Annotated in this window: 24 protein-coding genes; 12 read left to right on the top strand and 12 right to left on the bottom strand. The window is 58.4% G+C overall.

Going from position 1 to position 24,074, the window contains the following annotated elements:
* The first annotated feature begins 9 nt into the window (after window positions 1–9).
* Window positions 10–417 carry a hypothetical protein gene (locus ABD903_RS04460; RefSeq protein WP_345221772.1) on the top strand — a complete coding sequence of 136 codons (408 nt, stop codon included), beginning with the start codon at window positions 10–12 and terminating at the stop codon, window positions 415–417.
* Between the two features lie 82 nt (window positions 418–499).
* Here the strand turns inward: ABD903_RS04460 and rplS are convergent, their stop codons facing one another.
* The 10 genes from rplS to ABD903_RS04410 all read right to left on the bottom strand — a co-directional run bounded on the left by rplS (window position 500) and on the right by ABD903_RS04410 (window position 10,511).
* The gene (rplS, locus tag ABD903_RS04455) at window positions 500–856 is read right to left on the bottom strand and encodes a 50S ribosomal protein L19 (protein ID WP_345221770.1); all 357 of its coding nucleotides are present in this window, start codon (window positions 854–856) and stop codon (window positions 500–502) included.
* 90 nt (window positions 857–946) lie between these two features.
* The gene (gene trmD / locus ABD903_RS04450) at window positions 947–1,696 is read right to left on the bottom strand and encodes a tRNA (guanosine(37)-N1)-methyltransferase TrmD (protein WP_345221768.1); all 750 of its coding nucleotides are present in this window, start codon (window positions 1,694–1,696) and stop codon (window positions 947–949) included.
* Between the two features lie 102 nt (window positions 1,697–1,798).
* Complete coding sequence (rimM, locus tag ABD903_RS04445; RefSeq protein WP_345221766.1) at window positions 1,799–2,371, bottom strand: ribosome maturation factor RimM; 573 nt, start codon at window positions 2,369–2,371, stop codon at window positions 1,799–1,801.
* 109 nt (window positions 2,372–2,480) lie between these two features.
* Window positions 2,481–3,032: a 30S ribosomal protein S16 gene (locus ABD903_RS04440; protein ID WP_345221764.1), complete on the bottom strand. Its 552-nt coding sequence runs from the start codon at window positions 3,030–3,032 to the stop codon at window positions 2,481–2,483.
* A gap of 165 nt (window positions 3,033–3,197) precedes the next feature.
* The gene (locus ABD903_RS04435; protein ID WP_345221762.1) at window positions 3,198–3,959 is read right to left on the bottom strand and encodes an acyl-CoA desaturase; all 762 of its coding nucleotides are present in this window, start codon (window positions 3,957–3,959) and stop codon (window positions 3,198–3,200) included.
* 200 nt (window positions 3,960–4,159) lie between these two features.
* Window positions 4,160–4,873 (bottom strand): RluA family pseudouridine synthase, encoded by a 714-nt coding sequence (locus ABD903_RS04430; RefSeq protein ID WP_345221760.1) that lies wholly within the window; start codon window positions 4,871–4,873, stop codon window positions 4,160–4,162.
* An 11-nt stretch (window positions 4,874–4,884) separates the two neighbouring features.
* A complete protein-coding gene (gene creD / locus ABD903_RS04425; protein ID WP_345221758.1) occupies window positions 4,885–6,354 on the bottom strand; it encodes a cell envelope integrity protein CreD in 1,470 nt (489 codons plus the stop codon).
* Window positions 6,355–6,371: 17 nt separating this feature from the next.
* Entirely contained in the window at window positions 6,372–6,785 is a 414-nt protein-coding gene (locus ABD903_RS04420; RefSeq protein ID WP_345221756.1) for a hypothetical protein, read from the bottom strand.
* Window positions 6,786–6,875: 90 nt separating this feature from the next.
* The gene (gene panB, locus ABD903_RS04415) at window positions 6,876–7,691 is read right to left on the bottom strand and encodes a 3-methyl-2-oxobutanoate hydroxymethyltransferase (RefSeq protein ID WP_345221755.1); all 816 of its coding nucleotides are present in this window, start codon (window positions 7,689–7,691) and stop codon (window positions 6,876–6,878) included.
* Between the two features lie 156 nt (window positions 7,692–7,847).
* Entirely contained in the window at window positions 7,848–10,511 is a 2,664-nt protein-coding gene (locus ABD903_RS04410; RefSeq protein WP_345221753.1) for a putative LPS assembly protein LptD, read from the bottom strand.
* Window positions 10,512–10,843: 332 nt separating this feature from the next.
* Between ABD903_RS04410 and ABD903_RS04405 the strand changes: the two genes are divergently transcribed.
* The 11 genes from ABD903_RS04405 to ABD903_RS04355 all read left to right on the top strand — a co-directional run bounded on the left by ABD903_RS04405 (window position 10,844) and on the right by ABD903_RS04355 (window position 22,626).
* Window positions 10,844–11,563 (top strand): N-acetylmuramoyl-L-alanine amidase family protein, encoded by a 720-nt coding sequence (locus ABD903_RS04405; protein ID WP_345223082.1) that lies wholly within the window; start codon window positions 10,844–10,846, stop codon window positions 11,561–11,563.
* Window positions 11,564–11,649: 86 nt separating this feature from the next.
* Window positions 11,650–12,675, top strand: a complete 1,026-nt coding sequence (locus tag ABD903_RS04400) for an MlaD family protein (protein WP_345221751.1) — start codon at window positions 11,650–11,652, stop codon at window positions 12,673–12,675.
* Window positions 12,676–12,907: 232 nt separating this feature from the next.
* Entirely contained in the window at window positions 12,908–14,563 is a 1,656-nt protein-coding gene (locus tag ABD903_RS04395) for an acyl-CoA carboxylase subunit beta (protein ID WP_345221749.1), read from the top strand.
* Window positions 14,564–14,568: 5 nt separating this feature from the next.
* On the top strand, window positions 14,569–15,174 hold the full coding sequence (locus tag ABD903_RS04390) for a hypothetical protein (protein ID WP_345221747.1): 606 nt from the start codon (window positions 14,569–14,571) through the stop codon (window positions 15,172–15,174).
* Between the two features lie 6 nt (window positions 15,175–15,180).
* On the top strand, window positions 15,181–15,750 hold the full coding sequence (locus ABD903_RS04385; RefSeq protein WP_345221745.1) for an ATPase: 570 nt from the start codon (window positions 15,181–15,183) through the stop codon (window positions 15,748–15,750).
* Window positions 15,747–15,929, top strand: coding sequence for a hypothetical protein (locus tag ABD903_RS04380; RefSeq protein WP_345221743.1), 183 nt, complete (start codon window positions 15,747–15,749; stop codon window positions 15,927–15,929). Before ABD903_RS04385 ends, ABD903_RS04380 begins: the two co-directional genes overlap by 4 nt.
* Before the next feature lie 354 nt (window positions 15,930–16,283).
* Window positions 16,284–16,769, top strand: coding sequence for a GyrI-like domain-containing protein (locus ABD903_RS04375; protein ID WP_345221742.1), 486 nt, complete (start codon window positions 16,284–16,286; stop codon window positions 16,767–16,769).
* A 111-nt stretch (window positions 16,770–16,880) separates the two neighbouring features.
* Window positions 16,881–17,291 (top strand): hypothetical protein, encoded by a 411-nt coding sequence (locus ABD903_RS04370; RefSeq protein ID WP_345221740.1) that lies wholly within the window; start codon window positions 16,881–16,883, stop codon window positions 17,289–17,291.
* Window positions 17,292–17,506: 215 nt separating this feature from the next.
* A complete protein-coding gene (locus ABD903_RS04365; RefSeq protein ID WP_345221738.1) occupies window positions 17,507–19,867 on the top strand; it encodes a beta strand repeat-containing protein in 2,361 nt (786 codons plus the stop codon).
* A 21-nt stretch (window positions 19,868–19,888) separates the two neighbouring features.
* On the top strand, window positions 19,889–21,346 hold the full coding sequence (locus ABD903_RS04360; RefSeq protein ID WP_345223081.1) for a T9SS type A sorting domain-containing protein: 1,458 nt from the start codon (window positions 19,889–19,891) through the stop codon (window positions 21,344–21,346).
* A 380-nt stretch (window positions 21,347–21,726) separates the two neighbouring features.
* The gene (locus ABD903_RS04355) at window positions 21,727–22,626 is read left to right on the top strand and encodes a transglutaminase-like domain-containing protein (protein WP_345221736.1); all 900 of its coding nucleotides are present in this window, start codon (window positions 21,727–21,729) and stop codon (window positions 22,624–22,626) included.
* Window positions 22,627–22,702: 76 nt separating this feature from the next.
* Here ABD903_RS04355 and ABD903_RS04350 read toward each other — a convergent pair whose 3' ends face one another.
* Together ABD903_RS04350 and ABD903_RS04345 are read right to left on the bottom strand one after the other, a co-directional pair.
* Complete coding sequence (locus tag ABD903_RS04350) at window positions 22,703–23,305, bottom strand: redoxin domain-containing protein (RefSeq protein WP_345221735.1); 603 nt, start codon at window positions 23,303–23,305, stop codon at window positions 22,703–22,705.
* Between the two features lie 22 nt (window positions 23,306–23,327).
* Complete coding sequence (locus tag ABD903_RS04345) at window positions 23,328–23,981, bottom strand: 4'-phosphopantetheinyl transferase family protein (protein ID WP_345221733.1); 654 nt, start codon at window positions 23,979–23,981, stop codon at window positions 23,328–23,330.
* Window positions 23,982–24,074: the final 93 nt, after the last annotated feature.

The following is a 24,074-nucleotide window of genomic DNA, read 5'->3' as shown; positions in this document are numbered from 1 at the left end:
CACCGCACCATGGAAAAGAAGGAAGTACAGCACCAGGTTCACCTGGGCGCCGCCACCCAACTACTCACCGGCGACCTGCAGGAAGAAACCAACCGCGCCGGCCTCGACAACAACCTGCAGCGCTGGATCGAAGACCTGAAAGACACCAACAACCCGCAGATGCACGACATTATAGTGGATTTGCAGGCCCTGAAAGCCCATTTCGGCGGCGGTACCATCGATAGCAAGCTGGTAGCGCAGTTGCTGCACCGCCTCGGCGAAAACACCGGCAAGGTGGCAGACATAGCCGAAGGAAACACCCGTCCCCGTGTAGTAGCACTGGGCGAGGCCCTGCTACAGGCGGCCCGCAACATTCAGCGCAACCAAACATCACCCGAAGAAGACCTGCGCGAAGATTCGGCCAACCGCGGCGCGTAATCTTTTGCTACAGCCGAGCATAACAAAAGGCCGGGCCTCCTTGCGGAAGCCCGGCCTTGATGCTGGAATAAGCTGTGGAAGCTTAAGCGCGCTTCTCTTTAATACGAGCAGCTTTTCCCGACAGACCACGCAGGTAGAACAAGCGGGCACGACGAACTTTGCCGCGACGCAGTACCTCGATTTTGTCGATGTTGGGCGAAATGATCGGGAAGATACGCTCGGTGCCGATCTGGTTCGAAACTTTACGCACGGTAAAGGTTTCGCCGTTCGAGTTAGGGTTCCGACGCTGAATAACAACACCCTGGAACTGCTGAATGCGCTCCTTGTTGCCTTCGCGGATTTTCACGTGAACGTTAACGGTGTCGCCAGCGGCGAAATCAGGAAAGCTAGCGCGGCGCTCTTTGGATTCCTGGTTGATGAGGTCGAGAAGTTGGCTCATGACGGCTAAAAGTACGAAGGGACGGCGCCGCCGCCCACATGGGTTCGGTAAGGAGGCGCAAATATACGGGTTTGTGGCGTAGCTACAACACTAGGCCTTAGGTTTTTTGCGAGCGTTACTGCGGGCATTACGGGGTTTGGGCGTCTCAAAGGCTTCCGCAGGCAAATCAGCCAGCAAATCGGGGCGACGCAAACGAGTACGCTCTAATGCTTGCTCCTGTCGCCATTCATCTACTTTAGGCGTATCGCCCGAGAGTAGGATGGCAGGTACCGCTTGGCCGCGCCATTCTGCCGGGCGGGTGTATATGGGTGGAGAAAGGAGATTATCCTGGAAAGAGTCGCTCAAGGCAGACTCCTCGTTGCCGAGCACGCCCGGTAGCAGCCGCACTACGGCATCGACCACCACGGCCGCGCCCAACTCGCCGCCGCTCAGCACAAAGTCGCCAATGCTGATTTCGTCGGTGATGTACGCTTCGCGGATGCGTTCGTCCACGCCTTTGTAGTGGCCGCAGAGCAGAATGATGTTCTGTTGTAACGACAACCGGTTGGCCGTGGCTTGCCGGAACGTAGGTCCGTCGGGAGTGAGGTAAATCACGGCGTCGTAGGTGCGTTCCGCCAGCAGTCCATCGAGGCAGGCGGCAATGGGCTCGGGACGCAGCACCATGCCGGCGCCACCGCCAAAAACGTAATCGTCGATCTGGCCGTGCTTGTTAATGGCAAACTGGCGCAGGTCGTGTACGTAAATTTCCGCCAACCCTTTGTCTTGCGCCCGCTGCACAATAGAATGGCCCAGCGGGCTGCGGAGCAGTTCTGGCTGACAGGTTACAATATCGAAACGCATGGCTTTCAGGAACTGTTGACTGCGTGCTTACAGCTGTTTTTCTGACCGCTGATGGGTTATAGAACCAACTGCTGTTCATCAGTTAACCCAGCAGCCTAGAAGCTATTCTTCGTCGGCCTCGTCCCGCTCGCGCGAAGAGGGCGAGAGGTAGATTTCCAACAGGCCATCGGGCAGGGTTACGTACAACTCCTTGGCGTCTTCATCGGCGTGTTGCACCAATTCATCCACCACCGGAATGAGTACCTCTTGGCCTTGGTAGCGCATGGCCAACAAGTCCTGCTCGGGCAGCTCGTAAAAGGCTTCCACTTCGCCCAGCTTGCCCAGGTTGGCATCGACTACGGTAAAGCCCACCACGTCGTGGAAGTAGAACTGATCTTCTTCCAGCTCGGGTAGCTCGTCCAAGGGGCGGAAAAGCTTCAGACCACGCAATAGTTCGGCGTCTTCGATGCGGTCGACGTTCTTGAGCTTTAGTAGCACGCGTGTGCCGGCTTGCTGGCTGAGGCGCTCCACCTCAAACTTGTAGAGTTTGCCCGAACCCACCGGGCGCTCCACGTACACTTCTTCCACGTCGAGGTACTCCTCCACGTCGTCCACGTCGAATTCGGCCACCACTTGGCCGCGCAGGCCGTGGGTTTTCACCACGTAGCCTAGTTCATAGCTTTCGTCGAGCGTCATGGCTGTCGGATAAAGGAGTGGAGGGGTAAAAAGTTTGGGAGTTTAAGAGCCGGCGCGGGGCCACTCCTAAACTCCCAAAACGGACTACTTCGTTGCCGAAGTAAATTCCTTAAGCGTTTTCTTCGGCGGTTTCGGCCGGAGCTTCTTCGGTGCCTTCGGCAGCTTCCTCAGCGGCCGGAGCCGGGTTCAAAGCAGCTTGAGCAGCGGCTTGCTTCTGGCGCAGAGCCTCAGCGCGAGCTTCGCGAACCTTGGTTTCGGCGGCTAGCTGCTGCTTGCGCACTTCGTCCTTGGCGGCGCCCACGTTCGTGCGCTTGCTCTCGATTTTGTTATTCTTCTCGTCGAGCCACTGCTGGTAACGCTGGTCGGCAGCGTCCTGCGTGATGGCACCTTTGATAACACCCAGTTGCAGGTGCTTGCGGATCAGCACGCCGCGGTACGACAACATAGCGCGTACGGTGTCGGTCGGCTGAGCACCCTTCATGATCCAATCGAAAGCCTTGTCGGCGTCGAAGTTGATGCTGGCGGGGTTGGTGAGGGGGTTGTACGTACCGATCTTCTCGATAAAGCGGCCGTCACGCGGAGCACGCGAATCAGCAACAACGATGTCGTACATAGCGGCCTTTTTGCGGCCGCGGCGGGCGAGGCGGATTTTAACTGCCATAAACCGTAGTGGTTAGGTGACGCAACCCGTGCGTCGGGTGAAAAAAGATTTGGGAGGGCAAAGGTAGATAAAAGCTCCGGTATTCGGAAGCTTGCTTTAGCCTTGGAATGCAAAAAGGCGTTCGGATTGCCCAAACGCCTTTTTGTGATGATTGTCAGCGGAAACCTAAGCGGCCATGCGCTCCGGCTCCTGCGCCGATTTTTCCTTCTTGAGCTTGATGATGCCCACTTTATCGAGGGTCCAGATAACGGGGTACGTGGGGTCAAGCTCCCACCACTTTACGCCGAAGTTCACGCGCATTGGGAGCTTGTGGTGGTTGTTCTGGAACAGCTCGCCGCCGGTCAGGAAGTCGAAGAACAAAGAGTTGCGCGACTTGTCGTTATTATCGAAGTTCTGGTAGCCGTATTTGTGGCCGCTCCAGTTTACAATGGCGCCGTGAATAGGGCCCATCAGGAAGTGAATAGGCAGCAGCAGGTACATCCACCACTGCGTAGCGAAGGCCACGTAAAACAGCACGTAAGCCGCGCCCCAGGTTACGCGCGACATCCAATGGTCGCCGATGCGCTCCAGGAAACGCCAGGTGGGGTAGTCACCCTCGAAGCGCTTAGCTAGCTCGTACTCGTTGTTGAGCACCGAGTTGTAAATGTTTTTCGTCTTCCACATCATCGTGAAGGCGTTCGACGAGTAGTGGGGGGAGTGCGGGTCCTTCTCGGTGTCGGAGAAGGCGTGGTGCATGCGGTGCAGCAGCGCGTAGGCCCGCGGCGAGAGGTACGAGGAACCCTGGGCTGCGTAAGTCAGCCCAAAGAAAAACCGCTCCCAAAAACGGTTCATCGTGTACATTTTGTGCGCGGCGTAGCGGTGCAGGTAGAATGTCTGCACGAACAGCGACAGGTACCAGTGCCCGACGAAAAACAACAGAATCGGCATGGAAGGAAACGGGAATGATGGTGGACGACCTTGGACGTGTAAAACGAACTGAGGCCTGATTGGTTCATTGAGTGCCGTAAACGTACAGCTACGCAACCACCCGAAAAATGACTTTAATCAGTCAGGTGGTAAGGTGTGTTGCCCATAAATTCAAGATGCAACGCCGCGGATAAACAGTAGCGCTGCGGGCCCGGATTCGTTTAGGTCAAAACCAACTCACGCACCGGATTCCACACATCAGCATCGGGCAGGGGTGCCTCAATGGTCATTTCCTGCTGCGTAACGGGGTGCTTGAACTGGAGGCGGCGGGCGTGCAGGGCAATGCTGATATCGGGCAGCGGGGCCATGGCGCCGTATTTCACGTCGCCGGTAATAGGCGTGCCGAGGCCGGTAGAGAGCTGCACCCGAATTTGGTGGGGGCGGCCGGTAATGGGATTGATTTCGAGCAGGTAGCGGTGGCCGGCCTGGGCGAGGGTTTTGTAATGCAATTCGGCACGTTGGCCTTGCACGTGTTTCTGCGCGTAGGCCTTTGTAACGTTGCGCATGGGGTCTTTCAGCAGCCAATGCACCAACGTGCCTTCGGAGGGCTCGGGCGCTTTGCCTACCAGGGCCCAATAGGTTTTGTGCATCTGGTTGTCGCGGAACATTTCGTTCAGGCGACTCAGGGCCTTGCTGGTTTTGGCCAGCACTACAATGCCGGTTACGGGCCGGTCGATGCGGTGACAGACTCCGATGAAAGCGTTGCCGGGCTTTTTGTACTTCAGGCGCAGGTATTCGGCGGCCTTGGCAGAGAGCGGCTCGTCGCCCGTCTCGTCGCCTTGCACCAGCGTGCCGGCGGTTTTGTTGAGCACCAGCAGGTGGTTGTCTTCGAACAGAATTTCTTTCTGTTCCGACCAGATGGCAGGTCTATTCACTTAGGTAAAAGCTATTCGGAAGAAATTTCGGTAGGCGCGTACCAACGAATACGCCGCGAGAGGTACATCACAGTAGCCAGTACGCCCAGCAGGCCGAGGCTGCCGATGAGCAGCGCATAATCCTGCAGTTGCAGTACCACAAATACGAAACCGTACACCACTATCAACACCCCAGCCGTAACCAACGTGAGCAGCCGGTTGCGAAAAATGCTGGCGGCGTACGCGGTGACCAATCCAATGATGGTGGTTCCTGCCAACAAATATGCCACATTAAATGCCATGTGTTCTGAAAACGCCAGCAGCAGGGTGTAAAAAATAATCAGTGCCAACCCCACCAAAATATATTGGAAAGGGTGAATGCGCCGCCGGTTGAGCACTTCCACAAAGAAAAAGATCAGGAAAGTAAGGGTAATGGTGAGTAGCGCGTACTTGGCGGCCCGCATGTTTTTCTGATACTCGTCGACGGGCACGATGAGCCGGGTGCCGAATGCGGATCCGTCAATTTGAGGACGCATATCGGGGCTGCGCCAGCGCTGCGGGTAGTTGCGGTTCAGGTGCAGCACTTTCCAGTCGGCCGAGAAGCCGGCGGCGGAAACCGAGCGGGTGCGGGGCAGAAACGCGCCGGCAAAACTGGGGTCGGGCCAGGGGGCACTCAGGTGCACGCGGGTTTCGCGGCCGAGCGGGGCGAAAAACAGGGCCGAGCTGCCGTTTAGGTCGAGTGTGAAGGCGAAACGGTGCCGGGCTTGCAGGGCGGCAGCATCGGCGAGCGGCACCCGGGCGCTCATGGCCTCAGTCGCGCCACCGGCAGCGGCGGCCGTGGTTTCGACGGGGTAGTAACCTCTCCGTCCCTCAGACGGGGGCAGGCCATCGGCGGCGGAGGTGGCGTTGGGCGCGGATGAAACTGGTAGGGCTTCGGGCGAAACTACGCCGGGCTCGAAGGGAAATGCCGCGCCGTCCCACTGCAGGTTCAGGCCGCTGCGGATGCCCTTCATGTCGGACAAGCCCACGGCTACAAACGCTTCCTGCCAGCGGATGTCGGCTGGGCTTAAGTCCCAATCGGCTAAGGAGGCAGTATTGAAGGAACCGCGCACCTGAAGTTTCGAGCTGTATACCACCACGTCGTAAATACCGCGGCGGCGTTTTTCGGGCGCCAGCGTGCCATTTACGTTTAATGTATCGGGCAGAAAGCAGGCGTAGGCGGTGGTTTCGAGCAAACGGTTTTTCTCGTCGCGCTCCATCCGGCGGTAGGGCACCACCAGCACCGGACCGGTAACCTGCTGCGCGCCGCCCCATTTGGCACTAACTTCGGCCGTGGCTTCGTCCCGGGTTTGCGCCCGCTCCTGAATCAGGTTTTCCACCATCGAAACCGGAATCAGCAGCAGCAAAATCAGGATACCGATGCTTACCATCTTGATGGTGATGGACTGCCGGAGCCAAGTATTCAGGCGTTCGAAGAAGGAGGAAGGCGGGTTGGGAGTCATGGCAAGTAAGATATGCTTTACTCTATCCTAAAGCTGCCTCCACCTGCAAAGCCACTGTTTATTTCACTTGTGTAAAACAGGTGAGCCTGCCCGTTGAAATCCTCAAGGGGTTTCGGCCAATTCTCCATGCCGTCTTCACCTGCTAAGTCAAATAAAATCTCAGCATTTGCCCGACTAACCAAGTCAAAGAGCCTTTCTGCATTGATTGCCAAGATCAGTCCACTGTCGGAACAGAACTCGTGCAGATTGTCAGATGTCGCTTGGGCACTTGGCACGTACGCTATTCTTGACAAATAGAATTGGTTCGTATCGGACTTGAATATGGCATACGGATTACCGGCGTAGGGGAAAACTTCTGCTCTTAGACCTGCCAAGTTATTCTTGGTAAGATCGGCAGCAGTTAGGCCTTCGAAGTCGTCGATGTAGAGCACATCAATGAACACATACGTACGGCCAGTCACAAGCTGTAAGTTCATTTATGTCCTCTCACAGGGTTATTAAACCAACTGGTTTCCCGCTGACTAATAAGCTTCGTCGGGGGTAGGGAATTCGCCGCTCTTTACGTCGTTTATGTAATGAGCCACAGCATCGTGCATGAGGCCGCCCAACTCGGCGTATCGACGCAGGAAGCGGGGCTTAAATTCCTTGGTTATACCCAGCATGTCGTGCACCACCAGCACCTGGCCGTCCACATCGGGGCCGGCGCCAATACCAATAACCGGAATGGTAAGCTGCTCGGCTACCTGCTTGGCCAGGGACGAAGGAATTTTTTCCAGTACAAGCGCAAAGCAACCAATTTCTTCCAGCAGCTTGGCGTCTTCGATCAGTTTTTGGGCTTCGGCTTCTTCCTTGGCACGCACGGTGTAGGTACCGAATTTGTAAATGCTTTGGGGCGTGAGGCCCAAGTGGCCCATTACTGGAATGCCGGCCGTGAGGATGCGGATAATGGACTCCTTTACCTCGGCGCCGCCTTCGAGCTTAATGCCGTGCCCGCCCGACTCCTTCATAATGCGAATGGCCGAACGCAGCGCTTCCGAGGAATTGCCTTGGTACGAGCCGAACGGCATATCTACCACCACAAAGGCCCGGCCCACAGCTCGCACCACCGAGGCGGCGTGGTAAATCATTTGATCCAGCGTGATGGGCAGCGTGGTTTCGTGTCCCGCCATGACGTTCGAAGCCGAGTCGCCCACGAGCAGCACGTCGATGCCGGCACCGTCCAGGATTTGGGCCATGGAGAAGTCGTAGGCGGTGAGCATGGATATTTTCTCGCCGCGCTGCTTCATAGCCAGCAGCTGATGGGTGGTCACGCGCTTAATTTCCTTGTGCTGCGACATGAGCGTAGGGGTGGTGAGTTGGTAGGATGTAGATGGCAAAAGTGAGCAAATTCCACTAATCGGAGCCGGAAGGGCGCTGCCGAACAAGGCACAAAAAGGCCGGGGCCGCACCAAGTTGGTGGGGCCCCGGCCTTTGAATACTGGCTATGCCAAGCGTTAGCGGTTCAGGAAGGTGCGGTTACGGTTGAGTTTCAGGTCTTGCAGCAGCGAGGATTTCGCCCCAATGGTGACGTTAAAGCCCTGTCGTTGCCCAAAAGGCCACCAGTTGCCCGAAATCTGCCAGCAGTGTAGGTCGCGGTAAAAGTCGAGCGAGGTAAAGGATACCTGCTTGCTGATGAAGTCGTAGCCCGTGCTGTAGCCCACACGCATTTTATCGGTGAGCTTGAGTTGGCCGTTCAGGTTTAAGGAAACCGCCGACCACGCCCGCGGCATCGGTTGGCCGCGGGGAACGGGTCCGGGGCTCTGGTAAAAGGCGTTGGCCGAGGCACTCAGCGTCCAGGGAATGGTAAAGTCTACGTAGTCGGCGTAGGGGTCGATGGGCACGGGGCTGCCCAGCGCGGGGTTGTTGTTGGGGGCCAGCGGGGCCGCGTTAGCGGGCTGGCGGCGCTTCTGACTGCTATCAAACTGATAGGTCAGGTTAACGGAGGCGTTGTTTAGGCGCGCTAGGCGCGGGTTGGCCTGTTGCCAGAGGTACTTGTTAATATCACGGCCCAGCGTGTCACGCTGGTAAAAACTGAAGGCCGATGAAACAATGACGTTCAGCTTCTGGGCTACCTGCGTGCGAAGCGAGCCGGCTAATCCTTGGCGCATGTGCAAGGTGTCGGCGAAGTTATAGCCCGAAGAAAAGTCAAGGCCGTCGATCAGGCTAACTTTCTTGAATGGCTCGGTTCCGGTGGTGTCATTGGAGTTTCGCACCTTCATTTCAATCTGGTTTTGCACCGCAAAACTGATTTGATTGACTTCGATGCCCGATGGGATGTTGCCGCCAAATCCCTGAAAACGCGAGAAGTCGCGGTTCAAATAGACCTTGCCCGTAGTAGGGTCGATGAGTTCTGCAGGTAATACGTTGAGGTCGTACAGGTTCTCGTTTTTCGTGAAATCAGGCGAGTAGCTGTAATTCAGACTGGGCGAAAGGCGGTGGCGAATGGCCTGAATTTTACGGGTGCCCTTACGCACGATGGTTCCGTAAATGTTGGTTTGCAACGACGCCCCGGCCGAGGCGTTATAAACCCGGTTAAACCCGCGCAAAGTGTCGATGCGCACGGCCCGGGCGGCTTCCACATACGTGTAGTCCAGCCGCTTCAGGTACCAACTCTCGCCGTAGCTCACCGATGGGGTAAAATTCAGGTGCTTGAGCACGGGGTAGCTGCCCAGGGCAATATCGAAGCGGTGGTTCAGGCTGAGCTGGTTGTTGCGCAACAGCGGGCTCAAGTTGTTCAGGCTAATGGGCAGGGTTCGGCCGGTGGTAGTACCACCCAGCAGCGGTACGCCGTTGGTCAGCGTGCGGGCTGCTTCGGTATTTGAGAAGCGGCTTTGTCCGGTAAAAGTGTAGGCTGCGGCCAACTGTTCGTACCATTTGCCCTGCGAGCTTAAGCCCAGCAACTCATACAGGTACTGCCGGGCCACGCCCACCGATACATCGGGGAGGGTGGCGTTAATGGTGCCGGTTTGGGTGTTCAAATCCTGACTGGCCGTGATGTTGTAGTTAACGGGCGAGTTACGGATTTGCTTGGCGTAGCTGATGGTGGAGTTAAAGGCCGGCGTGAGGTAGTTGCGCTCGTTCAACGAGTTTTGGAAGTTGTACTCGGGGTTACCCGTGCGCACGTTGGCCGAAAACCGCCCGCCGCCCGGTCGGGCCACCGGCGTATGGCTCCAGTTCAGCCAAAAGGTGCGCGGGGTGAAGCGGGTAATGGTGTTGGGGTTGGTGTTAACCGCGTCCGAACGCAGCAGGGGCTGCGAGGGCCGCTCGGCGTAATCGAAGCCCAATCGGCCGTCGTACGCGTACCGTTTGCGGTAGCTAAGCTCGGTAGTCACGTTAAAGCCGCCCCATTGTTCGAGGGCCCCGGAATAAATGTCGCCGGTTACCCGCACGCCAATATATTCGTTGGCAGCCCAATAAAAACCGCCGTTGCGCAGGAAGAAGCCGCGGTCGGCAGCCTGCCCGAAGGTAGGAAAGATCAGGCCCGAGGCTCGGGTTTTGCCCGGTGTGGGGAAATAGCCGAACAGAAAGCCCAGAGGCGTAGGAATGTCACCAATGCTCAGGTTGAAGGGACCGGTTACCACTTTCTGGCCGGGAATCACCTTCATTTTGGTGGCATTGATGTAGAAGTGCGGGTGCTCCAGGTTGCAGGTGGTGTAGCGCCCGTTGCGCCCGAAAATCTCGTTCAGCTCGTTTTTCTTCACCACCTCGGCGTGCACGTAGCCTTCGCCCTGCTGGGTTACGGCGTCGGTAATGCGGCCGCGCTTGGTCTTGATGTTGTAAGCAATGCGCCCGGCCTGGTAGGCCTCGGCACCGTTCTTAAAGTAGGGACGGCCCTGCACGCGGCCCGTGGAGTCGGCCTGCCCTTCGGCCGTAATGATGTTCTTGCTGTAATCGATGGTGATGCGCGCCGCATCGAGGCTCATGTCGCCGTAGTTGATGCTCGACTCCCGGTAGAGGTCGGCTATGCGGTTTTGTATCTCAAACCGAATCGAGTCCTTGGCCTTGTATTTAACGGTGGTTTCGATGTCGCCTTTACGGCCGCCCACGCCCACCCGCACGGAGTCGCCCGTACCCGACACGGCCACGCTGGTGTCGCGCGGCACGGTGGTTGCAGGCACTGGGCGCGGCTTCGTGGCCGGGCGTTGCGCCAGGGCTGGAAAAGCCGTCAGCAGCAGCAGCCAACCGCAAACCAGGAGCGTGCGTAAGCCCGGCCACCGGCTTGTGTACCTTGTTTCAACGAGCTGCAAAGAACACCTCACGCAGATTAATTCGCTTATTTTGTGGCTAAGTGTGCAAAAGTAGCGGGTAGCTGCCCCATCTAACGAACTCCGTGCGGAATATTGTCTTTCTCGGCGCTGCGGTGCTGGCACTCTTTGTGGGGCCGGCTACCAGCATAGCGCAAGAGCCCACCCTCGTTCCCGATTCCCTGCGCAAAGCGCTGCCGGCGCCGGTGCGGGGCTACAAACTGCGTACCGTGGTGCTCGATGCCGGCCACGGCGGCAAGGACCGCGGCTGCGCCGGTAAATCGGCGCGCGAGGCTGATGTGTCGTTGAAAATCATCCTGCAGCTAGGGCAGCTTATTCAGGAGAACATGCCGGGTGTGAAGGTGGTGTACACCCGCAAAACCGACGTGTTCGTGGAGCTGGCCGACCGCGCCGGCATTGCCAATAAAAACAACGCCGACCTGTTTATCTCGGTGCACTGCAACGCCGGGCCCTCGGCAGCTCACGGCACCGAGGTATGGACCATGGGCCCGCACAAAACCGAGGCGAACCTGGCCGTGGCCAAGCGTGAAAACGCGGTAATTCTGCAGGAAGACAACTACAAGGACCGCTACAGCGGCTTCGACCCCCGTTCGCCCCAAAGCCACATCCTGTTCTCGCTCTACCAAAGCGCCCACATCGACAATAGCCTGCGCCTGGCGGCCAAAATAGACCACGAGTTTCGCACGTCGGTGAAGCGGCCGTCGCGGGGGGTAAAGCAGGCCGGGTTTCTGGTGCTGTGGAAATCCACGATGCCTTCGGCCCTCATAGAAGTAGGGTTTTTGACCAACCCCGCCGAGGAACGGTATCTGAACGATAAGTCTGGCCAGACGTATATGGCCTCGGGTATTTACCGGGCGTTTCGTAACTATAAGCAGGAACTCGAGGCGATGAATACCGCCGACTAACAGGCGGTTATTGCTTCTGTGCCATATTTGGTGCGCCGCTTGGCGTCCGCCGTATCCTCCTTCCTCAACCTTGCTACCACGCCCCCGTGTCAAAAGAAGCTAAAGTTGCCCTGCTGGCTATTGTTGCCCTGGTAGCACTGTTCGTAGGCTTTAAATTCCTGAGAGGCAGCAATGTCTTCTCATCCGATAAAACATATTACGCTACTTACGCCAACGTAGAGGGCCTCCCGCTCTCGGCTCCTATTTACCTGAACGGCATTCAGGTGGGGCTGGTAAAAAACCTGGAATTGCAGCCCGAAAAAGGCAACAGCGTGCGGGCCTCCCTCGAAATTCGGAAAGACGTGGTGGTGGGCGACTCCACCATTGCCAGCCTGAACGGCTCGTTGCTGGGCTCGAAAACCATTGTGCTGCTGCAAGGCCGTAACACCAAGGTGTTTGAAGGCGGCGAAGAGCTGAAGTCGTACACCGTGGCCAGCATTACCGATGCTTTTCAGGCGCGGGCTCTGCCGGTGCTCGGCACCGTAGACTCTACGTTGACGAAGGTGAACAGCTTCCTCAGCAAAGAGGCCAAGATCAGCCTGCAGCAAACCCTGCTGAACGCTCAGGGTACTACGGAAGCGTTGCGCAACATGCTGATTATGAACCAGCGCAACATCAACCAGATTACCACCGAAATGGCCCAGCTGACTCGTTCGCTGAACGCCACGGAGCAGAAGTTCGACCGCCTGGCCAGCAACCTGGCCCAGATTACCGATACCCTGAAGGCCGCGCCGCTGGCCAGTACGGTACGCAAGCTGAACACCACGGTAGGGGAGGCACAGGTAGCCATGAAGTCGTTAAACCAGTCGCTTACCAGCACGAAAGGCTCTTTGGGCAAGCTCATCAACGACGACTCGCTATACACAAACCTAAACGCCACTGCCGCCAGCTCCGACGCCCTGCTGAAAGACCTCAAAGCCAACCCCAAGCGTTACGTACACTTCTCGGTGTTTGGCGGCGGAGGCGGCGAAAAGAAAACCAAAAAGAAGACCGAAACCGAAGTGAAAAGCAACGGTACGGTAGAGCGCGAAACCAAAACGGTGTCGCAAACCGATTCGGCCGCGAAGCCTTAAGCGTTGCACTTTTCTGTTTCAAAAGCCCGCGCCAACCACGCGGGCTTTTTGTTTGGCACAAGCTGAGCTACCATGCCCAAGGAGGAAGCAGCGCCCGGCAAACGAAATGCGAGCCGAGCAGTTGCATGGGTTTTGAACCCTAACGCTCGTTAGGCTGACGCACGAAATCAATTACCTTTGAAATGTGCCCCGGCGGGGCACCCGTTTAGTTTCCCCTACGCTTCCCCATCCCGTGAACCAACCTACCGCTTCCTCCCGTACCGACCTCGAATTCAACAAAAACGACGACAGCAACAAGCAGCTTCTGTTTCAACTGCGCCAGCGCCTGAAGAAGGTGGAGCTAGGCGGCGGCGAGAAGCGCATCGAAGCGCATAAGTCCAAGGGCAAGCTCACGGCACGGGAGCGAATTGCTTACCTGATTGACAAAGGCTCGGAAACCGTAGAAATCGGTGCCTTTGCCGGCGAAGGCATGTACCTGTCGGAAGGCGGTTGCCCGAGCGGCGGCGTGGTGGTGGTAATTGGCCATGTACAGGGCCGCCAGTGCATTATTGTGGCTAACGACGCCACCGTGAAGGCCGGCGCGTGGTTCCCTATTACTGCCAAGAAGAACCTGCGGGCCCAGGAAATCAGCATTGAAAACAAGCTGCCCATTATCTACCTCGTCGACTCAGCGGGCGTGTACTTGCCCATGCAGGACGAGATTTTCCCCGACAAGGAGCATTTCGGCCGCATTTTCCGCAACAACGCCGTGATGAGCAGCATGGGCATTGTGCAGCTGGCTGCCATTATGGGCCCCTGCGTGGCCGGCGGTGCCTACTTGCCCATTATGTCCGATGAGGCCATGATTGTGGACGGCACCGGCTCGGTGTTCCTCGCCGGCTCGTACCTGGTGAAGTCGGCCATTGGCGAAACCATCGACAACGAGACGCTGGGTGGCGCTACCACGCACTCCGAAATTTCGGGCGTGACGGACTACAAGTTCCAGACCGACGAGGAGTGCCTCGACCACATCCGGAACATCTTCGACAAGATGGGCGCTAACCCCACGGCCGGCTTTTCGCGCAAAGCCCCGCTGGCGCCCGCCAAGGACGAGAAGGAAATCTACGGCCTGCTGCCTTCCGACCGCGTGAAGCCCTACGACATGATGGACATTATCCACCGCCTGGTCGATAATTCCGAGTTCGAGCCCTACAAGGACCTCTACGGCCAAACGCTCATTTGCGGCCTCGCCCGCATCGACGGCTGGGCCGTGGGCATTGTGGCCAACCAGCGCAAAATTGTGAAGAGCAAGAAGGGCGCCATGCAAATGGGCGGCGTTATCTACTCCGACTCGGCCGACAAAGCCGCGCGCTTCATCATGAACTGCAACCAGAAGAAGATTCCGCTGGTGTTCCTGCACGACGTGTCCGGCTTCATGGTTGGCTCGCAGAGCGAGCACGGCGGCATTATCAAGGACGGCGCGAAGATGGTTAATGCCATGGCCAATTCCGTGGTGCCGAAGTTCTCGGTCATTATCGGCAACAGCTACGGCGCGGGCAACTACGCCATGTGCGGCAAAGCCTACGACCCGCGCCTGATTGTGGCTTGGCCCACCGCCCAATTGGCCGTAATGAGCGGGGCCGCCGCCGCCAACACGCTGCTCCAGATTCAGGTCGCCTCCTTAAAAGCCAAAGGCGAGGTAATTACCCCCGAAGCCGAAAAGGAACTGCTCGACCGCATCAAGGCCCGCTACGACGAGCAACTCTCGCCCTACTACGCCGCTGCCCGCCTTTGGGTAGATGCCGTAATTGACCCGTTGGAAACCCGCCGCGTCATTTCCCAAGGCATTGAAATGGCCAACCACGCGCCCATTGAAAAGGCCTACAACGTGGGAGTTATTCAAGTGTGAGGTCGATGGCAGATTTAGACAGAATTCAAGCGGCTGTTAAAACCGGCCAAGAGAAGTTGGTGTACCGCGGTACGACGCTGGAGTACTCGCTGCTTGACTTCTGGCGCTGGAGCGTTTCCGATATGTTGAGCAACGCTACTAGAGGGCGTTTTGCTGAGTTCATTGTGGCAGCGGCGGCGGATATTGATATGGGACGAATAAGGGACGAATGGAGTGCGTTCGATCTTGAAACACCCGACGGAATCAAAGTAGAAGTGAAATCGGCGGCTTATATCCAATCTTGGTTTCAGCGGGCACTTTCCAAAATCTCATTCAGCACCAAAGCTGCTCTTTACTGGGATAGCGCCACGAACATTCAATCTAAAACGGCTGGCCGTTCTGCCGATGTGTACGTTTTCTGTTTGTTGCATCACGAGAATAAACAGACGTGCGACCCATTGAACTTGGACCAATGGGAATTCTATGTGTTGGCAACGCACGAACTAAATAATTATACCAGAAGCCAGCACTCTATTACTTTGAAATCATTGCAAGGCCTAACGAAAGCTGTTGGATACGATAAACTTGGTCAGGAAATAATTGCTAAAAACGCGTTGAACCCGAATGCGTAGGTTCTTATGAAGCACCTCTACCTTCTCGCTGGCTGCAACGGCGCGGGCAAAACCACTGCCGCCTACGCCCTGCTGCCGAACCTGCTCGACTGCCGCGAGTTCGTCAACGCCGACGAAATAGCGCGGGGCCTCTCGCCCTTCCAGCCGGAGGCGGTGAGCGTGCAGGCCGGGCGGCTGATGCTCACGCGGCTGCAGGAGTTGCTGGCGGCGGGAGAGAATTTTGCGTTGGAAACGACGCTGGCTACGCGCATATACTTGCCCTTTATCCGGCAGGCCCAGGCGCAGGGCTATTACGTAAGCCTGTTTTTCTTCTGGCTCGATTCGCCCGACGCGGCCGTGCAACGCGTGAAAATTCGGGTGCGGGAAGGTGGGCACAACATTCCCGAGCCCACCATTCGGCGGCGCTACGAGGGCGGGTTGCGGCAGTTCTTTCGACAGTATCGGAAAGTCGTAGACCATTGGGCGCTGCTCGATAACTCTTCTGGCAAACCGAGCAAAATAGCCGCGGGCAACCTAACTCAGGAAGAAGTGGTTGACGTAGTAACTTGGCAACGACTAACCGCGCAGTACCAATGACTAACGAGGAACAAGCCGCGCACATCAGCCGACAGCTGGAAAAAGGCCTCGTCGCCGCATACGAAGCTATGCTCGCCTTCAAGCGCTACAAAAAGACGCCCGTCATCATCTCCCGCAACGGGCAGGTGCTGGCCGTTTCGCCCGACGAGATGCCGCCGGCTAAACCCACAGCGGCCTAAGTTCAGGCTGCATACAGTCGCTCGGCTGCGCCGAGTGACGCCTACGCCTGAGCAGCTGCGCTGCGAATTTGGCCGCGCCGCGTGAACCAATTCCGTGCAGCTCCGCGCCCCCGTCTGAAAATACGAAAACGCCCCGGCCACCCAGCCGGGGCGTTTTGCTAACAGCTGGTGCCACCCACCCAAGGCGCGGCACTTTACTCGGCGCAAAATTCCCACGGGCATGTAACCTGTGCGTTGCCGCAGGGTTACTTCTCGGAGTAAATCCACCGGCTGCGGCGCTAAACCCTGGCAATGGCAGTAAGCGGTTAGCGCAGCCTGTTCGCCAATTCAACCCAGCCCCAACCAACACACAACGTGACACCGCGAATTGAGACCCTGCTGGAAAAGAAACTAATCGGCAAGCGCTTGGTCATGTCCCTGGCCGAGAACCGCACGCCCGAGCTTTGGCGCAGCTTCATGCCGCGCCGCGCCGAAATAGGCAACGCCTTAACGGTGGACTTGCTCTCGGTGCAGGTGTACGACAAGGTCTCGGCGCCGGCGCTGCTTAACCCGCGCACCGTCTTCGAGAAATGGGCTGCGGTGGAAGTCGCGGACTTCGAGTGGGTGCCCCCGGGAATGGACGCCTACACCCTGCCGGGCGGCCTTTACGCCGTGTTTCTGCACAAGGGAGCAGCTGCTACGGCGCCTGCAACGTTCCGGTTTATTTTTGAAACGTGGCTGCCCGCCGCGCCCTACGTATTAGACGACCGGCCCCATTTCGAGGTGCTTGGCGTGAAGTACAAGAACGACGACCCCACTTCGGAGGAAGAAATCTGGATACCCATCCGGCTAAAAGTCTGACGTCGCCTACTTTCGTCAACCTGCTCCGCTGGCCCGACTGAGGAAGTCATCGGGACTTTTCCTTACCAGCTTTGAAAGGCGAACCTTGCACCACAAAAGGGCTTATAAATCATGAAAACGTTGCTTACCGAGCGGTTTGCCCTATACGCCATGGTCTTAATTTTCTCGTTGGTGGTGGCGTTTCACGCGTTAGTGCTGCTGGGCATCGTGCCGTTCGAGATGGTGTGGGGCGGGCGGCTGAAAACGCGCGAGCAAATGCTGCAGTTTGAAACCGTATCTATTCTGCTGAACCTGCTAATGCTGGCCGTGGTAGCGGTACGCGCCGGTTGGCTGCGGGTGCGGGTTCACCCCACGGTGCTGCGGGTAGTGCTGTGGTTGATGACCGGGCTATTTGCGCTGAATACCGTGGGCAACGTGTTTTCGATTAACCCAACCGAACGCCTGGTTTTCACGCCGCTCACGCTGTTGCTGGCGTTGCTTTGCACCCGGTTGGCCGCGGGTAGTGCGAGGGCTACGGCATAGTGCGGCCGTGGATCAGGCCGCGAATGCGCACCTGACGCAAAAAGAAGCATCTGGAGCATTTCTCACATGAACAGGGGATAGTGGGGCCTGCCCAACCGGGGCGCGGCCAGGAAAGGTGCATGTACATGTGATACCGCCGCATAAGCAGCGCCGGGACCTTTGTGGCCTCCATTCCCGGCATTGGGCCGGGATTGTCTCCACTCCCCCTTTCTCTTATGCGTTTCCCATTTACACTGCGCCGCCTCGGGTTTCTGACCACGTTGGGCCTGATGAGTTCCTTGGCCCTGCCGGCCCTGGCCCAAACCACGGGCGTTGGCATTGGCACTACTACTTTTACCCCCGATGGCAGCGCCCTGCTGGAGCTGCGCTCCACCACCCAAGGCCTGCTGGCCCCACGTATGACGGCTGCTCAGCGCGCCGCCATTGCCAACCCGGCCCCGGGCCTGCTCGTGTACCAAACCGACGGCTTGCAGCTGGGTTTGTGGCAAAACCAGGGCAGCGCCGCCGCTCCCAGCTGGCAGCGCCTCGGCGCCGATGGCCTGGGCGACCACACGGCCACCCAGAACATAAACCTGGGCACCCACAAGCTAACCGGCAACGGCAGCACCCTAGGCATTGGGGTTGCCAGTAACGGTGGTTTGCAGATGGGCGACGTGGGCTCCGGTAACCTCTTTATCGGCCAGCAAGCGGGTAGGGTTAACACCGGTTCTTTCAACCAGTTTGTGGGCGTGGAAAGCGGCTATTCCAACACTTCCGGAAGCTACAACCACTTCAGCGGCTTGCGTGCCGGTGCCTCCAACACGAGCGGGTTCAACAACTACTTTTCGGGGTTTGGAGCCGGTTACTCCAACACCACGGGGGAGAAGAACTACTTCAGCGGCAACGAAAGCGGCTACAGCAACACCACCGGCTACAACAACTTTTTTGTTGGCCAGATCAGCGGCGCCGATAACACAATTGGGTACAACAACCACTTTAGCGGCTACCGGGCCGGACGGAACAACACAAGCGGTAATACCAACCATTTCAGCGGGTACGAAAGCGGATTTGCAAACACCTCGGGCAACCGAAACGTGTTTATCGGGCCGAATAGCGGTGGGCAAAACACCACCGGCACTAACAACCTAGCCTTGGGCTATCTGGCGGGGCCCACCACCGGTAACCTGACCAACGCGGGGGCTATCGGCTACCGGGCGCAGGTAAGCCAGAGCAACTCCCTGGTGCTGGGTGGCACCGGCGCCGATGCCGTGAAAGTGGGCATCGGCACCACGACCCCCACGCAGGCGCTGGAAGTGGCTGGCAACGTGAAGCTCAGCGGTACCGGCAACGGCCTGCATTTCCCCGACGGCACCATCCAGACCACTGCCGCTACGGGCAGCGGTGGTACGGCCAGCAACGGCCTGACCAAAACCGGGAACGACATTGCCCTGGGTGGCACCTTGGCGGGCGCAACGCAAGTAGCAACCAACGGCAACGCCTTCAGCTTTGTGAGCAGCATCAGCGGCGACGTGGTCGACCAATCCTCCCAGATAGCCACCACCAGCTCCCTGGACCTGCCGGCATGGCAGTCGTTTACGGCGGGAGCCGCGGGGCAGCTTAGCAAAATAGACGTTCGGTTGAAGGGCTCCACCTTTGGCCCGACCTCCGGGACCACCACCCTGTCGGTGTACAATGGCACGGGCACCAGTGGCACCTTGCTGACCTCCTTCAGCCAAAGTGTTACGCTGGTCACCGACAACGCGGGGGCGGTGGTAACCTTCACTCTGCCAACCCCGCTAACCCTGGCGGCAGGCACTGTGTACACCTTCCGCTTGGCCTCTACCATACCGGCCGCCGCGTCTCACGATTGCAGCGCCCTATATCCCGGTGGCAACGACTCCTTTTCGGGCGGCTGCGACCTGATCTTCCGCACGTACCTGCGCTCCAGTGCGGCGCCCATCATGGCCCTGAACCCGGCCGGCAACGTGGGCATGGGCACCAGCAGCCCCACGCAGAAGCTGGAAGTAGCGGGCAACGTACAGATCAGCGGCACGGGCAACGGCTTGCGCTTCCCCGATGGCACTACGCAAACTACCGCTGCTACGGGCGGCAGCACCACAGCCAGCAGCGGCCTCACCAAAACCGGCAACGACATTGCCCTGGGCGGCACCTTGGCGGAGAATACAGTGATTATTCAGGCCAACAAAACCTTTGCCTTCACCGGCGGCAACGTGGGCCTGGCCTCGGGTTCCATGGCTGAAATAACCAGCCCCGTTACGCTGGGTGGCGCCATGGCCGTGCCGTTCGTGGAAACCACCACCGGCAGCAGCTTTGCCCTGAACTCGCTGCATCAAACCGTGCGCCGCATAAACTCCTGCAACCTGATGACGCTGCCGGACCCCTCTACGTGCCGAGGCCGCCTATACACCATCATCAACTCGGCCTCGGGCGGCACCGTCAGCCTGAGCTTGTCGGTAACAGGTGGCACCAGCATTTACGACGACGTGTTGGGCAGCACCGTAAGCTCTCTGGCCAGCGCTAAGCGCCTCACGGTGCAAAGCAGCGGCACGACGTGGATTGTTACCAGCCGCGACTAACGGACTTTTCGCGTGCAGAACATGTCCCGCAACTTCCTGAAAAGCCTAGCAGTAGCGCCCGCGTTACTGCTAGGTCTGGGCACCTCTTTGACCGCCCAAACTCTCACGAACCACGGCGCCCGTCTAACGGTGCAGGCCGGTACCACCTTGTCGGTACCCGATTCCTTGCTAAACCGCGCCGGTAGTCAGCTAACGAACCATGGCACCCTGCAGCTGGGCCGTACGCTGAACAACGCCGGCACGCTCGCATCAACCGGCCTGATGCGCTTTGCAGGCAGCTCCCGGCAGCGCATGGTACCCGGCGGCGCCACGCTTGCGCAGCTCGAAGTGAACAACACCGGCTTAACTGGCCAAGGCATGTTGGTAATAACCGATGATTTGGCGGTGGCGCAGCAGCTGCGGCTGATTAACGGCATGGTGCATACGTCGTCCGGCAAAACCATCAGCCTGCCCGCAGGAGCCGCACTGCTTGGTGAGGCACCGGGCCGCTACGTGCAAGGAAACCTGCGCATCACCCGTGCCGCCGTAAATGGCCCCACCGATTTCGGCCATGGTGTGTGGCTGGATGGTACCGGCCACGCGCTGGGCGAAATCAGTGTAACCCGCACGGCGGGCCTGCGCACCGCAGACCTCAGCTACGGAAACCGGCTTGGCTCCACAACCAAGGGTATCGACCGAATCTGGACCATCACCGCGGCTCAGTCCCCGAATGCAGCCGTGCCGCTGCGCCTTTCGTGGCTCGCCGATGACGACAACGGCTTAACTAGCTTTTCGCAAGCACAGGTGTGGCGGCAGGCAAGCCCGGCGGCTTCCTGGGAAACCACGGGCCCACGAACCGATGCTTCTGCCCGCAGCATCAGCACCACGGTTGCGGCTTTTGGGCGGTTTACGGTCAGCAACGCGGCTAATCCTTTGCCCGTGGAGCTGATCAGTTTCACGGCCGAGCGCCGCGGTGCCGATGCATTGCTGCAATGGGCCACGGCCTCGGAAAAAAACAGCAGCTACTTCGCCGTGGAAAGCAGCCCCGATGGGCGCGTTTTCCGGCAGGTGGGGCAAGCAAGCAGCCGCGGTACTGCCACAACCCGCAGCGACTACCAGTTCACCGACCTCAACGTGACTCGTTACGCTGCTCAAACCGTGTATTACCGCTTGCGCCAGGTAGACCAAGATGGAACGGAGACCTATTCGCCGGTGCGAACGGTAGCCGTGCCCACCCAATCCGACCTTGTGGTACAGGCCTGGCCGAACCCGTTCGGCGACGAGGCGCTGAGCGTACTGGTGAATACTCCGCAAGCTGGTACCGCCACTGTAGAGCTGACCGATGCCGTGGGCCGTAGTCTGTTCAGCCAGCGGGCCGTTCTAATCAAAGGAACAAATACCCTCTCGTTGCCGCAGGCTGCGCAGTTGCCGGAGGGCGTTTACCTGGTTAGGGTACAACACAGCGGGCAGCAGCGGACACTTAAGCTGGTTCGCCGATGAGAAACCGCTCGTGGTAATTATTCCTTCCAGGGGTACGCTGTAAAACAGACAGTATTACCCAACCAATAAACGGCAATCGGTTCGGTCATCTTCGACCGAACCGATTGCCGTTGGTGTTTAGTACAATCCCTGTTTTTCGTCTCAGCAGAGGCCAGCGTAATTTTCGGGGCGGAAGAATGTTCCGTGGCCAGCAGCCAAAGCAGGCCCAAACGCCGTATTATCAAACAGCCAACCGGGCTTGTTTCAACCGGATTGTTCTGCCCGGGTAATCCGGCCCGCAAACGGTCCTTTTGCCGCCTTACCGGGTTTTATAAGTTACTTTTACAACATAAAAGCTGCGCCAGCACCTGCCGGGCTGCGTTTTTGGCGTCTTTCCCTGAATGACCAACAAAGAAATCAAAGCCCTCATTTCGCTGCTCGACGACCCCGAAATCCGGCCCCACATCGAGGGGCGAATTCAGGAGTTGGGCGAAAGCGTTATTCCGTTTCTGGAAGAAGCCTGGGAGGAAACCCTGGACCCGGCACAGCAGCGCCGGCTGGAAGACCTCATCCACGACCTGCAGTTTGGCGGGGTGCAGGAACGCTTGCGCGTGTGGCGCGAATCGGGCGGCGAAAACCTGCTGGAAGGCATGTGGCTCATTAACTCCTACCAGTATCCCGACGCCGACCTGCAGGCCCTGAACCGCGCCGTGGAACAGCTTCGCTACGAAGCCTGGATGCTGCTGATGCCCCAAATGGGCCCCGTGGACATTGTACGGGCCCTGAATCACGTGTTTTTCAAGGTGCACAAGTTCTCGGCCAACACCCAGAACTTCCACGCCCCGGCCAACTCCATGCTGCACCTGGTACTGGAAACGCGCCGCGGCAATCCGCTTACCCTCTGTGTTATTTACCTGTTGGTGGCTCAGCGACTGGGGCTGCCCGTTTCGGGTGTGAATCTGCCCAACCTGTTCATTCTCACGTTCCGGCCCGAGGACGCCGACGAGGATCCGTTCTACATCAATTGCTACAACCGCGGCCTTATTCTCACCCGCACCGACATTGAGCATTACGTAGCCCAGTTGAACCTGCCGGCCAACAACATCTTCTTCGAGCCCTGCTCAAACCTGGATATTGTGCGCCGGGCCCTGCGCAACCTGGCCGTAAGCTTCGAGAAAATGCAGGAACCGCAGAAGGCCGCCGAAGTAGGTGTGCTGCTTTCCATTTTAACCGACGGCCCCGTTGAGCCCGCCGCCAACGAAACCGCGGAAGGCGACGACACGCCAGAAGGAGAGGAGTAGCCGCCCAATAAACCCCAATCAAAAGCCCCCGGTGTTGCACGCAACACCGGGGGCTTTTGATTGGCAAAGCAGGTTGTTACTTCTTAATTAAGCAACCCGAGGCGCGCTTTTCGGTGAAGCCGGTTGCCTGGCCCGCCACTACAGCATCGAGGGTAGCTTTCAGGAAACGATCCTTCACGTAGCTTTCCATTTGGGGGTTGTCGTCGATTGCGCCGCGGTAGCGCATGGCAAAACCGCCGCTGGTGGACTGCAGCACCACCACTTCTGGGGTTTTGGTAACGCCAAGTAACGCGGCCGTTTTCAGCCCTTCGTCGGCGTATTGGGCCATGCTTTGGCCTTCGGTCTTCACCTTTATTTTATCGGCTCCGGTGGCCGTAGGCGCTTGTTCCAGGTTAATGGGCGCATTCACGAATAGAAACTCCACACCCTGCGCGCTGTACTGACTGGCCAAGGCCTGCAGGCGACTTTCGTAGAGCTTGGAAAAAGGGCAGCTACCGTTGGTAAACACCACCACCACTGCCTTCTTGCCCGCAAACGAGCTGAGCGTAACGGTGCTGTTGGTGCTGCTCTGCAGAGTGAAATCGGTTACCACGCCCGACTGGGCGCGGGCCGAGGTAACCACTACCGTAGCAGTAAGGAGCAGAACAGCGGCCAGCAGAGAAAGACGACGAAAAGACATAGGGCGAAAAAACAAAGGGCGGTCAGGAAGCGTGGCACCAGGTAAGCACGCAGTCGGGGGAGAGGCATTCGTACTGAATGCGGTGTTGGCTGCTGGCTTCGTCGGTGAGCAAGTGGCCCGTGAAGATGCCGCTTTCCTGCCGAACGTACGGATCGAGCAGAATGTGCTCTTTAAACAGCAAGCGGCGGCGGCTGTACAGCTTGTAGAGCGTTTCCTTAGCACTCCAGTTCAAGCTGTATTTTACGTCGTCGTCGCCGGCATCGGCGCGTTCGGTTTCGGTGAGAAATTTAGCTGCCAACTGGCGAGCCTTCGGGCGCACTAGTTCAACATCTATGCCAACGCGCCCAGCGGGGGTAAGCAGCGCCGCCACCCATGGGCCGGAGTGCGATAGGGAAAGGCCGAAAGAGGGCAGCTGCTCGATAAACGGTTGGTTGGTAACGGCGTGGTTGCGCACGTAGCCCGGTGCATCGGAAAGCTGCGGGAGCAGAGCGTGCACGAGGGCGCGAGCCGCCAGCCACTGACGCGGGCGCTCCGGGTCGCGGCCCGCGGGCAGGTGCTCTGCATAGCCGCTGGCCGCCGGTACCTGGGCCAGCAGCTCTTCTACCGATTCGGTGAGCTGCCACAAACCCAGCAGCGCGGGCGTGTGGGGGAGGGGCGAAAGGCGGTGCAGAGGCATAGGGAACAAATACGCGAGGGGCAATTGCCCGTTGCTGAACCCGAAGGTAAGGCCCGCGCGAAACGTTCGGGCACGTCTGGGTCGGTACCGCCC

This window comes from Hymenobacter koreensis (assembly GCF_039541855.1).
Taxonomy (GTDB): domain Bacteria; phylum Bacteroidota; class Bacteroidia; order Cytophagales; family Hymenobacteraceae; genus Solirubrum; species Solirubrum koreensis.
The sequence above is the reverse complement of the archived record's forward strand: the minus strand, read 5'-3'. Positions and strand labels throughout refer to the sequence as shown.